Annotated in this window: 13 protein-coding genes; 8 read left to right on the top strand and 5 right to left on the bottom strand. The window is 70.9% G+C overall.

Annotated features, from left to right (window positions below):
• Positions 1–64 precede the first annotated feature (64 nt).
• The 3 genes from OG928_RS27290 (at position 65) to mshC (ending at position 2,833) form a co-directional block, all read left to right on the top strand.
• On the top strand, positions 65–634 hold the full coding sequence (locus tag OG928_RS27290; RefSeq protein WP_406288426.1) for a DUF3090 domain-containing protein: 570 nt from the start codon (positions 65–67) through the stop codon (positions 632–634).
• Complete coding sequence (locus OG928_RS27285) at positions 604–1,455, top strand: SCO1664 family protein (protein WP_406291250.1); 852 nt, start codon at positions 604–606, stop codon at positions 1,453–1,455. Before OG928_RS27290 ends, OG928_RS27285 begins: the two co-directional genes overlap by 31 nt.
• Before the next feature lie 151 nt (positions 1,456–1,606).
• Entirely contained in the window at positions 1,607–2,833 is a 1,227-nt protein-coding gene (gene mshC / locus OG928_RS27280) for a cysteine--1-D-myo-inosityl 2-amino-2-deoxy-alpha-D-glucopyranoside ligase (protein WP_406288424.1), read from the top strand.
• Between the two features lie 394 nt (positions 2,834–3,227).
• On the opposite strand, the gene OG928_RS27275 is transcribed toward mshC, so the two are convergent.
• Both OG928_RS27275 and OG928_RS27270 read right to left on the bottom strand, forming a co-directional pair.
• The gene (locus OG928_RS27275; RefSeq protein WP_406288422.1) at positions 3,228–4,484 is read right to left on the bottom strand and encodes a class I SAM-dependent methyltransferase; all 1,257 of its coding nucleotides are present in this window, start codon (positions 4,482–4,484) and stop codon (positions 3,228–3,230) included.
• A 174-nt stretch (positions 4,485–4,658) separates the two neighbouring features.
• Positions 4,659–5,543, bottom strand: coding sequence for a TIGR04222 domain-containing membrane protein (locus tag OG928_RS27270; protein WP_406288421.1), 885 nt, complete (start codon positions 5,541–5,543; stop codon positions 4,659–4,661).
• A gap of 247 nt (positions 5,544–5,790) precedes the next feature.
• On the opposite strand from OG928_RS27270, the gene OG928_RS27265 reads away from it, so the two are divergent.
• From OG928_RS27265 to OG928_RS27255, 3 genes are all read left to right on the top strand, one after another.
• Positions 5,791–7,119 (top strand): M20/M25/M40 family metallo-hydrolase, encoded by a 1,329-nt coding sequence (locus tag OG928_RS27265; RefSeq protein ID WP_406288419.1) that lies wholly within the window; start codon positions 5,791–5,793, stop codon positions 7,117–7,119.
• A 172-nt stretch (positions 7,120–7,291) separates the two neighbouring features.
• A complete protein-coding gene (locus OG928_RS27260; protein ID WP_406288418.1) occupies positions 7,292–7,531 on the top strand; it encodes a chaplin in 240 nt (79 codons plus the stop codon).
• A gap of 291 nt (positions 7,532–7,822) precedes the next feature.
• A complete protein-coding gene (locus OG928_RS27255; protein ID WP_406288417.1) occupies positions 7,823–8,548 on the top strand; it encodes a chaplin in 726 nt (241 codons plus the stop codon).
• A gap of 183 nt (positions 8,549–8,731) precedes the next feature.
• On the opposite strand, the gene OG928_RS27250 is transcribed toward OG928_RS27255, so the two are convergent.
• Positions 8,732–8,917, bottom strand: a complete 186-nt coding sequence (locus OG928_RS27250; RefSeq protein ID WP_395868893.1) for a DUF5703 family protein — start codon at positions 8,915–8,917, stop codon at positions 8,732–8,734.
• Positions 8,918–9,034: 117 nt separating this feature from the next.
• Here OG928_RS27250 and OG928_RS27245 point away from each other — a divergent pair, with 117 nt between their 5' ends.
• Entirely contained in the window at positions 9,035–9,676 is a 642-nt protein-coding gene (locus OG928_RS27245; protein WP_406288414.1) for a hypothetical protein, read from the top strand.
• A gap of 134 nt (positions 9,677–9,810) precedes the next feature.
• On the opposite strand, the gene OG928_RS27240 is transcribed toward OG928_RS27245, so the two are convergent.
• Entirely contained in the window at positions 9,811–10,944 is a 1,134-nt protein-coding gene (locus OG928_RS27240; protein ID WP_406288412.1) for a chemotaxis protein, read from the bottom strand.
• Between the two features lie 306 nt (positions 10,945–11,250).
• Between OG928_RS27240 and OG928_RS27235 the strand changes: the two genes are divergently transcribed.
• Entirely contained in the window at positions 11,251–12,804 is a 1,554-nt protein-coding gene (locus tag OG928_RS27235; protein WP_406288409.1) for an ABC transporter substrate-binding protein, read from the top strand.
• On the opposite strand, the gene OG928_RS27230 is transcribed toward OG928_RS27235, so the two are convergent.
• Complete coding sequence (locus tag OG928_RS27230) at positions 12,776–14,254, bottom strand: MFS transporter (protein WP_406288407.1); 1,479 nt, start codon at positions 14,252–14,254, stop codon at positions 12,776–12,778. The two genes, OG928_RS27235 and OG928_RS27230, sit on opposite strands and share 29 nt — an antisense overlap.
• Positions 14,255–14,282: the final 28 nt, after the last annotated feature.

The following is a 14,282-nucleotide window of genomic DNA, read 5'->3' as shown; positions in this document are numbered from 1 at the left end:
CCTGTCCCGTCCCGCCCGTCCCACTCCCCCGTCCCTCGCTCTCGACAGAAACACGGAGCAGCTCGTGCCCCGCCAGGTCTTCCTGTACGACCCCCCGGAGCGGTTCGTCGCCGGCACCGTAGGTGAGCCCGGCCAGCGAACCTTCTTCCTCCAGGCGTCCGCCGGCGGACGCGTCACCAGCGTGGCCCTGGAGAAGACCCAGGTGTCGGTACTGGCCGAACGCGTCGACGAACTGCTCGACGAGCTGGTTCGCCGCACCGGCGGCGAGACCGCGGTGCCGGCCGTGACGCCGACCGAACTCGAGGACTCCGGGCCGCTGTTGCCGCCGATCCTGGAGGAGTTCCGGGTCGGCACGATGGCGCTCGCGTGGGACGCCGACGACGAGCGGCTCGTGGTCGAGGCGCAGGCACAGGTGCCCGACGACGACACCCCCGAGGACACCCTGCTCGGCGATGACGACGACGAGGACGGCCCGCCGCTGCTGCGGGTCCGGCTCACCGGCGGTCAGGCCCGTGCGTTCGCCAAGCGCGCGCTGCTCGTGGTCGCGGCCGGCCGACCCGCGTGCCCGTTCTGCGGGCTGCCGATGGATCCCGAGGGGCACATCTGCCCGCGCGCCAACGGATACCGACGTTGATCGACACGGTCCTCGACTCCGACGCCGTCCGTGAGCTGCTGCTCCGGGGCGAGTTGACCGTGCAGGCGCGCCTGGAGGACGCCTCCAACGCGACGTTGTACTGCGTCGCGACACTCGAGGGGGTGTCGCTCCCGTGCGTGTGGAAGCCCGTGGCCGGCGAGCGTCCACTGTGGGACTTCCCCGACGGCACGCTCGCGGGGCGCGAGGTCGCGGCGTACGAGGTGTCCGAGGCGCTCGGCTGGGACATCGTGCCCACGACCGTGTTCCGCGAGGGGCCGTACGGCTCGGGCATGTGCCAGATGTGGATCGATCACACCCGGGCCGACGACGAGCCCGAGCCGGTCGCGATCCTGCCCGCGGTCGACCCGGGGCCGGCCTGGAAGCCGATCGCGCACGTGGTCGTCCCGGACGGGAACGGCAAGGAGCAGCCGGCCCTGCTCGTCCACGCCGCCGCCGACACGCTGCGCCGGATCGCGGTATTCGACGCGGTGATCAACAATGCCGACCGCAAGGGCGGCCACCTGCTGCCCGGCCCGGACGGGCACGTGTACGGGATCGATCACGGAATCTGCTTCCACGTCGAGGACAAGCTGCGCACGCTGCTGTGGGGCTGGGCGGGCGAACCGCTGCCGGCCACCGCTCGGGCGGCGCTGACCTCGTTGGCGACCGAGCTGGACGGCGCCCTCGGGGCCCGCCTCGGCGAGCTGATTACGCCGGACGAGGTGGCCGCCACGCGCGAACGGGTGAGAGTTCTGCTGGAGCTCGACAAGCTGCCGGAGCCGAGCGGCCGGCGACATGTCATCCCGTGGCCGCCGATCTGACGGTTCGTGAGTTCGACCCGGGAACGGGTCCGAGAGCGGGTCCGGAAGCGCCGCCGAGCGCGGGCCGGTGGGCCTGTCCGCGAAAGGCGCGCGAAACTCGTCCGTCAACCCTGGAAGATCTTCCGGGTCCACTGACGTTAGGCTCATACGTATGTATGCCTGGCCTGCTCCCGAGCTCCCCGTCCTCCCTGGTCAGGGTGCGTCCCTGCGCGTGTACGACAGTTCCGTGCACGATCTCGTGACGATCACCCCGGGACCGGTTGCACGGCTGTATGTGTGCGGCATCACCCCGTACGACGCGACCCACATCGGCCACGCGGCCACCTATGTCGCGTTCGACCTGCTCCAGCGGGTCTGGCGGGACGCCGGGCACGAGGTCGACTACGTGCAGAACGTGACCGACGTCGACGACCCGCTTTTGGAGCGCGCCGACCGCGACGGCATCGACTGGGTCGAGCTGGCGCAGCGCGAGACCACGCTGTTCCGCGAGGACATGGCGTCGCTGCGGGTGCTCCCGCCGGCCAACTACATCGGCGTGGTCGAGGCGATATCGCTGATCGTGCCACTGATCGAGGACCTGCTGGCGAAGGACGCGGCCTACTCGGTCGACGGCGACATCTACTTCTCGATCGCCTCGGACGAGCGGTTCGGCGGGGTGTCCGGCTACAGCGCCGGCGAGATGCTCGAGATCTTCGGCGAGCGCGGTGGCGATCCGGACCGCGAGGGCAAGAAGGACCCGCTCGACCCGCTCCTGTGGCGCGCGGCGCGGCCCGGTGAGCCGTCGTGGGAAGCGTCCTTCGGCGCCGGGCGGCCCGGCTGGCACATCGAGTGCGTCGCGATCGCGCTCAAGTACCTGGGCATGGGCTTCGACGTCCAGGGCGGCGGCAGCGACCTGATCTTCCCGCACCACGAGATGGGCGCCTCGCACGCGCACGTCTACACGGGCGAGGTGCCGTACGCGAAGGCGTACGTACACGCCGGCATGGTCGCGCTCGACGGCGAGAAGATGTCCAAGTCGCGCGGCAACCTGGTGTTCGTGTCCAAGCTGCGCCGCGAGGGCGTGGACCCGATGGCGATCCGCCTGGTCCTGCTGGCCCACCACTACCGCAGCGACTGGGAGTGGACCGAGGGGGTCCTGGCCGACGCGCACACCCGACTGGCGCTGTGGCGCGCGGCGGTCGGCCGCCCCGACGGCCCCGACACCACCGAACTCCTCGCCACGATCCGCGAGCGGATGTCCGACGACCTGGACGCCCCGGGCGCACTGGCCGCGATGGACGCCTGGGCGGCGAAGCAAATCGCCGAGGGCGGCGAGGACATGTCCGCCCCGGGCGTGGCCTCGCGAGCACTGGACGCCATCCTCGGCGTGGCGCTCTGAGCCGTCGAGTCGCGGCCCCCTGGGGCCGGGCCCTCGACGCTCGCAAGACCGCGACACGACGAAGCCCCGGGCGGCGCCCGGGGCTTCGTCGTTGCGGCGGTGTTGCGCGACAGGTAGGTGATCGGTGTGGCTCCGGCCGGCCGCACCCCCGCGACGGCCGACCGGAACACACCCTCGTCGACCGGTCCCACCGGTACGACCAGGTCGATGGAGACGCGGCTTGCCGTCCCTTGCCTCCTCCGAGTTCTCAGCAGATCACGCGGGGTATCGGTGGCGATGCAGGGGAAGCCCTCGAATTCCGGCCCGGTCGTGAGGGAGTTTCGGTGAACCGGGAGCCGCTCCCCCGCTCCCCCACTCCGCCGGTCGGGCCGGAGGCCGTCGGAGCGGCACCGGATCACGCCTCCATCAGCAGGTACTGCCGGACGTCCAGGTAGCCCGAGCGGAAGCCCGCCTCGGACCACGCCAGGTAGAGGTTCCACATCCGCCGGAAGACCCGGTCGAAGCCCAACGACTCGACCTCGTCCGCACGTCGGTTGAACCGCTCGCGCCACAGGCGCAGCGTCTCGGCGTAGTGCAGGCCGTACGACCTGCTGTCCGCCACCCGCAGCCGGGTCGCGCTCGTCGCCTTGCGAACCGCGTCGTCGGAGGGGATCAGGCCGCCCGGGAAGATGTACTTGTGGATCCACGTGTACGTGGACCGGCTGGCGACCATCCGATCGTGCGGCATCGTGATCGATTGCAGGGCGACCCGCCCGCCCGGCGCGAGCCGCCGGTCGAGCACCCCGAAGTAGATCGGCCAGTACTCCTCCCCCACCGCCTCGATCATCTCGACGCTGACGATGGCGTCGTAACTGCCGTGCACCTGGGGGTAGTCGCACAGCTCGACCTCGACCCGGTCCGCGTGGCCCGCCCTGGCGATCCGCGCGATCGCGAGGTCGCGCTGTTCGGCCGAGATCGTGATGGTGTGCACGTGCGCGCCGCGTTCGGCCGCGCGCAGGGCCAACTCGCCCCACCCGGTCCCGATTTCGAGCACCCGAGTGCCCGGTCCGACGGCCGCGAGGTCGAGCAGGCGGTCGATCTTGCGGTGCTGGGCCGCGGTCAGCGCGTCCTCGCCCGCCGCCGGGCCGCCGTCGGAGCCCGGCTCGAACACGGCGGACGAGTAGGCCATCGTCTCGTCCAGGAAGGTCGCGAACAGCTCGTTCGACAGGTCGTAGTGCCGGTGTATGTTGCGCCGCGCGCCCGCCACCGTGTTGCGCTGTGAACGCGGCATGCGCGGCACCACGATCGGTCTCAGCCGCTGCAACGCGGGCGGGATCAGCGTGCTCACCCGCGACGCGAACACGGTGAGCAGGGCGGTCAGATCGTCGGCCTCCCAGTCACCCGCCTGGTACGCCTCGCCGAAGCCGATCAGCCCGCCCGCGCCCACCCGATGGAAGAACGCGTCCGGCCGCACGATCCGCATCCGGGGCGCCGCCGAGCCGCCGGCGCCGAAAACCGCCCCGTCGATCCACACCCGCAGCGGCAGGCGTGCCACCGCCCGCTCGAACAGAAAACGGGCCACCGCCGCACGCATCGGTCGCCGCGGCACGGCGGCCACGTCGGGCCACCGCACAGGGTCGATCCGAGCCGGGGCAACCTCGATCACACTCAACGCAGACTCCCTCCGGTCGTGCCGCACCACGGGCACTCAGGAGGAGCGGCGACACGTAGAACTCATTCCCCGGCCGGACTCTTCCCCGCTCAAGGGTTCGAACCACGAACACGCGCCGGCCGAGGGGGGATTCGCCCCACCTCGACCGGCGCGTGTTCGGATCGGTGTGATCCGTCAGCCGCCGCAACCACCGCAGCCACCGCCGCAGCCACCACCGCCGCCACAACCCCCGCCGTCACCACCACCGTCACCGCCACCGCTGCCGGAGGTGCCGCCGTAGGCCACCAACGACTCGCGCGCCTCCGGGTCCGGGTGCGCGGCCAGGCCCAGGCACGCCACCGCGAACAGGCCCACGATCGCCCCGGTGGCGACCGAGGAACCCGACAACAGGTCCGAGGAGACCGTTTGGGAGTCGGCACGCACCCGCGAGGTCAGCTCGGCCAGCGCCTTGCGGCCGGCTCGGGTGGCCCGGAAGGGGCTGTCGGCGAGACCGATGAGCAAGAACGTGACGACGACGAACACGATCAGGATGCCGACCGGCCGCCCGACCACGATCGCGTTGATCACGCGGGCGATGGCGACCCACGCGAGGAGCATCATGAGCCGCACCGGCAGCTTGCCGATCCGCCGGGCCGACTTGGAGTGCACCAGGCCCTGCTCGACCAGGCCGCCCTCGATCTGCGCGAGCGCGGGGCTGCGCGACCACGCCCGCATCATCGCGGGGCGCGATCCGCTCGACGTGCGCACCACGTCGAACACGGCCGCCGCGACGGGATCGGCCGGGCGCGCGCCCGTGGCGGCGCCGACCCGACCCTTGCGCTGGACGTGCACGTACCCGTCGGTGATCAGCGACGCGAGCGCGGTGTCGGCGACCCGCATCGCTCCGCCGGCCAGGAACGCGGCGTCGTAGGCGCCGAGCTCGGACCGGTTCGGATAACCGCGCACCGCCCACGCCATCACGACCCGCAGGACCAGCGCGAGCAGGAACAGGCCCACGATGACGCCGCCGTACAGCCTGAGGAACTCGGGTCCGGTGAGACCCCACGCGGTGCCGTTCATGTGCCACCCCTCCCGATTGTCCGACTCGCCTGCTTGTTCGTGTTCGACCCGTGATGGGGACGGTAGCCCGGCTCGATCCGGCCCGTCAGAGGCATCTCCCTACGTTCGCGCCCGGCGACGACCGCGGACCCACCCTCGATCGGTGGTGGTCGGATACCGGCCCCGCCCGCTCCGACTCCGCACGCGGGTGCAGGATGGTGATACACCCGTACACACGTGCCGTTCCGCCTTTCCCGAGGAGCCCGTCATGACGGAGGCTGTCCGTCCCCAGCCCACCACGACCGCGGAGGACGAGGTCGTCGACCTGTGTCGCGACCTGATCCGGATCGACACGAGCAACTATGGGGACGGCTCGGGGCCGGGCGAGCGGGCTGCCGCCGAGTACGTCGCGGAGAAACTCGCCGAGGTCGGGCTCGAACCGAAGATCTACGAATCGGACCGCGGTCGCGCGAGCACCGTCGTCCGGATCCAGGGCACCGACCCCTCGCGCCCCGGCCTGCTGATCCACGGCCACACCGACGTCGTCCCCGCGAACGCGGCGGACTGGACGTACGACCCGTTCGCGGGCGAGGTCGCCGACGGCTGCCTCTGGGGCCGCGGCGCGGTCGACATGAAGGACATGGACGCGATGGTGCTCGCGGTGCTGCGCGACCGGGTCCGCACCGGCCGGCTGCCCTCGCGCGACATCGTGCTGGCGTTCGTGGCCGACGAGGAGGCCGGCGGCGTATACGGCGCCCGGCACCTGGTCGACAACCACCGCGACCTGTTCGAGGGCGTCACCGAGGGCATCGGCGAGGTCGGCGGCTTCTCCTTCACGGTCAACGACGACCTGCGCCTGTACCTGATCGAGACCGCCCAGAAGGGCATGGACTGGATGCGGCTGATCGTGGACGGCACCGCCGGCCACGGCTCGATGATCGCGAAGGACAACGCGATCACCGAGCTGGCCGAGGCCGTCGCGCGCGTGGGTCGGCACAAGTTCCCGATCCGGGTCACCAAGACCGTGCGCGCGTTCCTGGACGAGGTCTCCGACGCGCTGGGCATCGAGCTCGACCCGGACGACATCGAGTCGACGATCGAGCGGCTCGGTCCGATCGCGAGCATCATCGGCGCGACCATCCGCAATACGGCGGAGCCGACGATGCTCAGCGCCGGGTACAAGGTCAACGTGATCCCCGGCCAGGCCACCGCACACCTCGACGGCCGGTTCCTGCCGGGCTTCGAGGACGAGTTCCACGCCGAGCTGGACGCCGTGCTCGGTCCGCGGGTGCGCCGCGAGACGGTACACACCGACCAGGCCCTGGAGACCGGCTTCGACGGCTCGCTGGTCGAGGCCATGTCGGCCGCGCTGCGCGCGCACGACCCGGGTGCGCGCGCGGTGCCGTATTGCCTGTCCGGCGGCACCGACGCGAAGTCCTTCGCCGACCTGGGGATTCGCTGCTTCGGGTTCGCTCCGCTCAAGCTGCCGGCCGACCTCGACTTCGCCGGAATGTTCCACGGCGTCGACGAGCGCGTCCCGGTGGACGGCCTGAAGTTCGGCGTGCGCGTCCTGGATCATTTCCTCGACAACGCGTGACGTGGGGGCGTGTGGCCGGGGCCGCGCGCCCCGTCCACATGCCTGCCAAAACTGCTCTCGGGCCCGAATGAGTGAATACCCGACTCAGCACGTAGCCTCCCCCCGATCCCGTCGTTTCCCCTTGTGCGGCGCGCAAGCGCGTCGTGGTGTCGACAAGGAGGACGGAAGAATTATGAAGAAGATGGGCAAGGTCGCGTTCATCGTCGCGGCCGGCGGTGGTCTTGTGCTCGCCGGCGCCGGCGGCGCCATGGCGGACTCCGAGGCGCAGGGTGCGGCCGTCGGTTCCCCCGGTGTGCTCTCGGGCAACAACATCCAGGTTCCGATCCACATCCCGATCAACCTGTGCGGCAACACCGTCAACGTCATCGCTGCGCTGAACCCGACGTTCGGCAACACCTGCATCAACGCCTGATACAGACCCGCGCTCTCTGGCGTGAGGATGGCCCCGAGACCCTTCCGGTCTCGGGGCCATCCCGCTGTCGGGCCGTCCGGCCGTCGAAATCGTCGATCGTCATCGCTCAGCCAAGCGCCCGCCTGGAAGACAAAGCGGTCATAAACGATCTGAAGCCGGTTCCAAGAAATCCAAAAGCTCAGCCGTAAGAGCGAATCGGCGCAGCTTCGGTGACCTCGCGTATCCCCCCTCGTTGACGTCCGTGCGGGGTCAACGTCCCCCGCCCCTCGCCAGAAGACACAGGGGAACTACATGCACCAGCTCACCAAGAAGGGGCTGTTGGTCGTCGTCGCCACCACGGGCGCACTCGCGTCCGCGGCAGTCGGCATGGCCAACGCCAGTAGCGGCGCGCAGGGCGCCGCCGCCGGATCACCCGGCGTGGCGTCGGGCAACAACATCCAGGTCCCGATCCACATCCCGGTGAATGTGTGCGGGAACACCGTGAACGTCATCGGTGCCCTGAACCCGGCGTTCGGCAACAACTGCGTGAACGCCTCGCCGCACAAGCCGCCGACGCACGAGCCGCCGACGACGAAGCCGCCGACCACGAAGCCGCCGACTTCGTGCCCCCCGTGCACGAAGCCGCCGACGCACACGCACCCGCCCACCACCAAGCCGCCCACCACGAAGCCGCCGACGACCAAGCCGCCGACCACGAAGCCGCCGACGAATGGCAGCAACGGCGGCACCACCGGCGAGACGTCGACGGGTGGCGGCACGAACGGCAACGGCACGACCGGTGGCGGCACGAACGGCAACGGCACGTCCGGTAATGGCTCGACCGGTGGCGACACGAACGGCAACGGCACGACCGGCAATGGCTCGACCGGTGGCGACACGACCGGTGACACCGCGAAGCACGGCGGCACGTCGCTCGCGCAGACCGGTTCGAGCGCGCTGACGGTGGCGCCGTTCGGCGCCGCGCTGCTGCTCGGCGGTTTCGTGCTGTACCGCCGCGCGCGTACCACGCAGGACTGAGCCCGGCGCACGCGATCGACGATCACATAGACCGCCCGCCCCTGGGAGGACAGGGGCGGGCAGTTTTCGTCGGTGCCGTTTCGTCGGCGCTGGTTCGTCCCCGCTGTGCGTCGGCACTGCTTCGTCGGAAGTGCTTCGTCGGCAGTGCTTTCGCCGGCGCCGCTCGTTCGACGTGACGATCGGTCACATGGTCCGCACCTGTCGGATGATCCGGCGCCGCAGCACCACCCGGCGGCTGCCGTCGCCCCGCAGCAGCAGTCGGTCCAGCTCCCAATAGCCGTACTCCGCGTGCTCGGTCAGGATCCGGCACGCGTCGGTGCGGGATGTACCGCGCGGAATGTCCAGTTGCCGAAACTCGTAGTCCGCCATGTTTCCGTTCCCCGGCGTCCGCGCGACGGCACGGTGACCGGCCTTTTGGTAACTCTCCGACTCCGCCATCAGTGAACCATTGTGCGCCGGTAGGGGTCTTGCGGATAACGTCACCCCATGACCGGTGTTGCGCAGCCCACGCCAGAGCAGGTCCGTGCCGCCGCGGACGTTCTCAAATCGGCGATCGACGACCACTTGGCGGCCGTCGAGGCTCGCGAAGGCGAGAGCGACCCGGCCGTGTTCACCGCGTATGACGCGCTCGCGGCCGCCGCCGAGGCGTACGACGAGTTGTTGTACGACGCCTACGACGAGGTCACCCCGTTCGAGGTGCCGAGCAGTGGCGAGGAGACCGAGTACGAGGGGCCGACCAACCCCGAGGCGGTCACCGTGCTGATCCGCCGGGACTACGTCATCAAGGACCTCATGGCGCTCGTCGACCACGCGCGCCGGGCCGACGCGGAGGCCGGCGAGTCCGAACCGCCGACGTCCCCCCGCGACGCCGGGACGGACAACGCGTCCAGCGCGGTCGCGGTCCTGTTCGACGTGTACGACCCCGACGAGATCGCCCAGCGCGCCGACGAACTCGGCCTGGAACCCGGCGATTCCACCCTGTGGGTCTCGGCGATCGAGCCGACCGAACCGGGCGAGTGGCTGGACGCGCCGTTCGACGACGCGGATCCGCGCAGCATCATCTACCGGTTCGAGACCAGCACCGCGTACGAGGACGACCTCGAGGCGCTGGAACGCGATCTGCGCTGAACCCCGATCCGACCCGCTGTGACACGTGTCACGCGACCGCGGCGGCGACCCCCTCGGGGATCGCCGCCGCACGCATGTTCACACTCAGGAGCGCCGGCATACTCCGCGGCGCCGGGCCGCCCGGGGGCGCCGGCTCAGTAGCGCAGCCACATCGCGATGCCGCCCGCGTCCGCGAGCGTGCCGTCGGGCACGAAGACGACCTTGCCGTCCGCCTCCAGGACCGCCTCGACCACGGTGTCCACGATGTCGTCCTCCGCCCTTCCGGCCAACACCGCGTCCTCGGCCCGCGGGCCGGTGAGCACCTGCAACACGATCTCCTCGGTCTTGTCGACCGTGACCAGCCTGCCCGTCACCCGCAACCCTTCCTCGACCACGAGGAGCGCGCCGCGACCGGCCCGCGCCGGAGCCCACACCTCCTGGATCCCGCCGGCGTAGCGCTTGGCGCTGCGCGCGTCGTCGAGCGTCGACAGCGCGGCGGCGGTCGCCTCGGCCGCCAGCGCGGTGCGCGCGGGTGCCAGGATGGCCGCGAACTGCCCGGGCGTCGCGTCGGCCAGGCCGCCGACCTCCAGCTCGGTCTCGGCCAGGTGCACACCGTTGCGGGTGGTCTCCCGGAACGCCTTGACCTGCGGCCGCAGCCCCACGAGTACGACCTTGTCGTCGCGACCCGCCAGCGCGTGCGCCAACTGCTCGTCGGCCTCGTGCAGCAGCCGCCGGACCTCCTCGCTCACGCCCATGCCGCCGCCCTCGCGCCTGAGCGGTCCATCCGGCTCCGGCCCACCGGAGGTGACCGGGAAGCCCCCGTCCCGGACCTCGTGCACCTCCTCGCCCCGGCCGTGCCACAGGTGCACCTCGTGGTCGCTGAGCACGAGCGCCCAGTACGGGGTCAGCCGTTCGGCCGCGGAGACCAGGTTGCGGGTGAGGTAGGTGGTCGCGAAGACCACGCGCTCGCTCACCGGTGCCTCGATGGTGAAGGCGTAGTGCTCGTCCGCCGACGCGTACAGGACCAGGCCGTCCAGGAAGTGCTCGGGGTCCAGCTCGGCCGCGGCGGCCTTGAGGTGGTCCGCCGTCTTGATCCGAGCCTCCCGGCTGACCTCGGGATCCGCCGCGAGCCGCTTCTCGGCCTCCGCCAACACGTTCCGCAGCCGAATGTGGTCCTGCTGGTTCTCCGGCCGGTGCCGGTGCGTGGGCAGCGTCGCGGACACGGCGGGGTGCGCGCGGGGCCGGCGCAGCTCGGCGAGCAGCTCCGGCGACAGGTCGGCGGTCGTCATGCGGTCTCCTGGCGTGCGTTCGGCGTCTCGGGTGTCTCGGGCATGTCGGCATCGACAAACACACCGTCCTATGCCCGATTTGCCGGGGAAATCGCACGAATCACCCGACCGGCCGTGATCGACCGTCCGGTCCGCGGACGACACTCGGGCCCGCCCCGCCCCACCGCCCCCGCCGAGTCGGGTGATCACTCTGGATGGAACGACTGTTGACGGAGTGTCAGAAGTGACTCTAGGTTGAGCCCCCTCACCGACGGAGATTCAGGCCTGCCCGGTCCGCCCGGGGTGTGCCACGCAAGGAGAGACCACGTGCGATCCGTGCTCCCCCGGCAGGCGGCCCTGGTGGCCGCGATGACCGGACTCACCCTCACCACCGTCGCCTGCGGCTCCGACTCGGCGGCCGGCAGCTCCGGGCACGGCTCGATGACCGTCCTGGTCACCCAGGAGGCGCGCAGCCTGGACCCGACCGTGGCGAGCCTGTCGCAGATCACGGGCGGCACCCAGGCCGCCGCCGTGTTCGATGTCCTGCTGTGGATCGACCCCAAGACCGGACGCGCCGAACCGCAGCTCGCCGAGCGCGCGACCGCCGCGGAGGGCGGCCGGGTGTGGACGCTGCGGCTCAAGCCCGACCTGAAGTTCTCGGACGGCACGCCCCTGGACGCCGAGGCGGTCAAGTTCAACTGGGCCCGGCACGCCGACCCGGCGAACAGGTCGATGCAGGCCCGCGTGGTGGCGGGGTTGGACGTGGCGGTGACCGACAACCGGACGCTCGCGATCACGCTGCCCGCACCGAACGCGCACTTCGACAAGGTGATCGCGCACAACCTCGCGTTCATCGGCTCGCCCACCGCGATCAAGGCCGACCCCAAGGGCTTCGGCAACAAGCCGGTGGGCGCCGGGCCGTACAAGGTCAAGAGCTGGGTGCGCGACCAGCAGCTCGTGCTCGAGCGCAATCCGCGGTACTGGCAGCCGGGTGGGCGGCCGCCGCTCAAGGAGCTGATCCTCAAGCCGGTGGTCGACCAGTCGCAGCGGCTGGCGATGCTCAACGCCAACCAGGCACACGTGCTGACGACGGCCCAGGCCAAGCTGATGGGCGACGCGCAGAAAGCCGGCCTGCCGGTCGCCACCGAGGGCAAGAACGGCGGCTTCATGACGCTGTTCAACACCAGCCGGCCGCCCTTCGACGACCCCCGCGCACGCCGCGCGTACGCGCTGATCATGGACCCGGTCGACCGGGCGAAGGTGGTCACCGCCAACGCCGGCAAGCCGCTGAGCACCTTCCTGCGCCCCGGCACGGAGTTCACCGCCGCCGACGCGGTGCTGCCGGCGAACAACCGGGCCGAGGCGCAGCGGCTGCTCGACCAGCTCGCCGCCGAGGGCAAGCCGCTGTCGTTCACGTACAGCACGTACAACAGCCCCGGTTCGCATCTGACCGCCGAGTACTGGCTCGCGCAGGTCGCGACGATGAAGAACATCACCATGAAGACCGAGTTCCTGGAGGGTACCCAGTACCTCCAGAAGGTGCAGATCCAACGGCAGTTCGAGGCCGGTGAGTTCGTGCTGTCCTTCGACGACCCGGAGCCGGTGCTCTACAACTTCCTGCACTCCAAGGGCCAGGACAACCACATGCAGTGGAAGAGCCCGGCGGTGGACCAGGCGTTGGACCAGGCCCGGGCCGGCACCGACGCACAGGCGCGCAAGGCCGCCTACGCGCTGGTCCAGCGCGAACTGGCCAAGGACGTCCCGCTGTTCGCCTACGAGCAGGCGTTCACGGCGGCGATCCAGGCGAAGGACGCGAAGGTCACCGGGCTGACCGTCTTCGAGGACGGCCTGATCATGTTCGACCGCCTGGGCCTGGCTTAGCCGGCGCCGGCCGCGGCTCGGCGGCGGGGGCGGGGATCGCCACCGCCGTCGGGCCCGCGGCGTCGGGGATGCACAGGCACGCGACGAGCGCGCAGCCGGCGACCACCCCGGCGATCACGAACACGACCATGTACGCGTGCAGCGCCGGCAGCACCCGCCCGCCGACCGACATCGTGTACGCCGTGAGCACCGCCGCGACCACCGCGCTGCACACGGCCTGGCCGATCGTGCGCATGAGCGCGTTGATGCCGTTGGCGGCCGCCGTCTGTGCGGCGGGGATGGCCCGGATGACCAGCATCGGCAGCGCCGAGTAGCACATCGCGGTCCCCGAGGCGACGACCGTCGCGCCCAGGATGATGGTCCACAGCTCGTGACTGGTGAAGATCCGCACGATGTAGCCCAGACCGAGCAGCACCGAGCCGATCCCGAGACAGAATCTGGGCCCTCGGGTCGCGGTCAGCCGGGTGGAGATCGGCGAGAGCACGACCATCATCACCCCGCCGGGCAGCAGACACAGGCCGCCGACCGCCACCGAGACGCCGAGCCCGTACCCGCTCTCCTTCGGCGTCTGCACCAGCTGAGCCGTCGACAGGCTGTTGGCGTAGAACGAGAATCCGATGAACAGCGCCGCGATGTTGGGCAGCAATACGGCCGGTCGCGCGGTCACCCGCAGGTCCACGAGCGGTGTGGACACCCGCAGTTGGTGCGCTCCCCAGCCGAACACGATCACGATCGCGGCCGCGAGCAGCCCGAGCGTGTGGGCGCTCCCCCAGCCCCACGCGGTGCCCTTGGACACCGCGAGCAGCAGGCACACCAGGAACGCGGCGAGGCCGAGCGAGCCGACCACGTCGAACCGGCCGGGGTTGCGCACCGGCGATTCGCGGACGACCACGGCGACCAGGGTCAGCACCACGAGCGCGAGCCCGGTGGCACCCCAGAACATCACGTGCCAGTCGGCGTGGTCGACGACCAGGCCCGCGACCGGGAGCCCGACGGCGGCACCGATGCCGAGCGTCGAGCTCATCATCGCGACGCCGGCGCCGACCCTGGCCGGCGGCAGTTCGTCGCGCAGGATGCTGATCCCCAACGGGACGACGGCCGTGGCCATGCCCTGCAGCGCGCGGCCCACGATCAGCACGCCGATGTCCGAGGTCAGCGCGCACATCAGGGAGCCGATCGAGAGCACGACCATCGCGACCATCAACATGCGCTTCTTGCCGAACATGTCGCCGGCGCGGCCCAGCAGCGGTGTGCACACCGCACCGCTGAGCAGCGTCGCGGTGACCATCCAGCTGACCGTCGAGGCCGTGCTCCCGGTCAGTTCGGGCAGGTCCGGCAGGAGTGGTACGACGACGGTCTGCATGAGCGCGGAGACGATGCCGCATGCGCCGAGCACGGGGACGAGGAAGCGTTGCCGGACGTCCGGAGCGGAGGTGGCGGGGCCGGCCAAGGGACGCGCTCCAGGGTGGGGAGGGGGA

This window comes from Embleya sp. NBC_00896 (assembly GCF_045207785.1).
GTDB lineage: Bacteria > Actinomycetota > Actinomycetes > Streptomycetales > Streptomycetaceae > Embleya.
The sequence above is the reverse complement of the archived record's forward strand: the minus strand, read 5'-3'. Positions and strand labels throughout refer to the sequence as shown.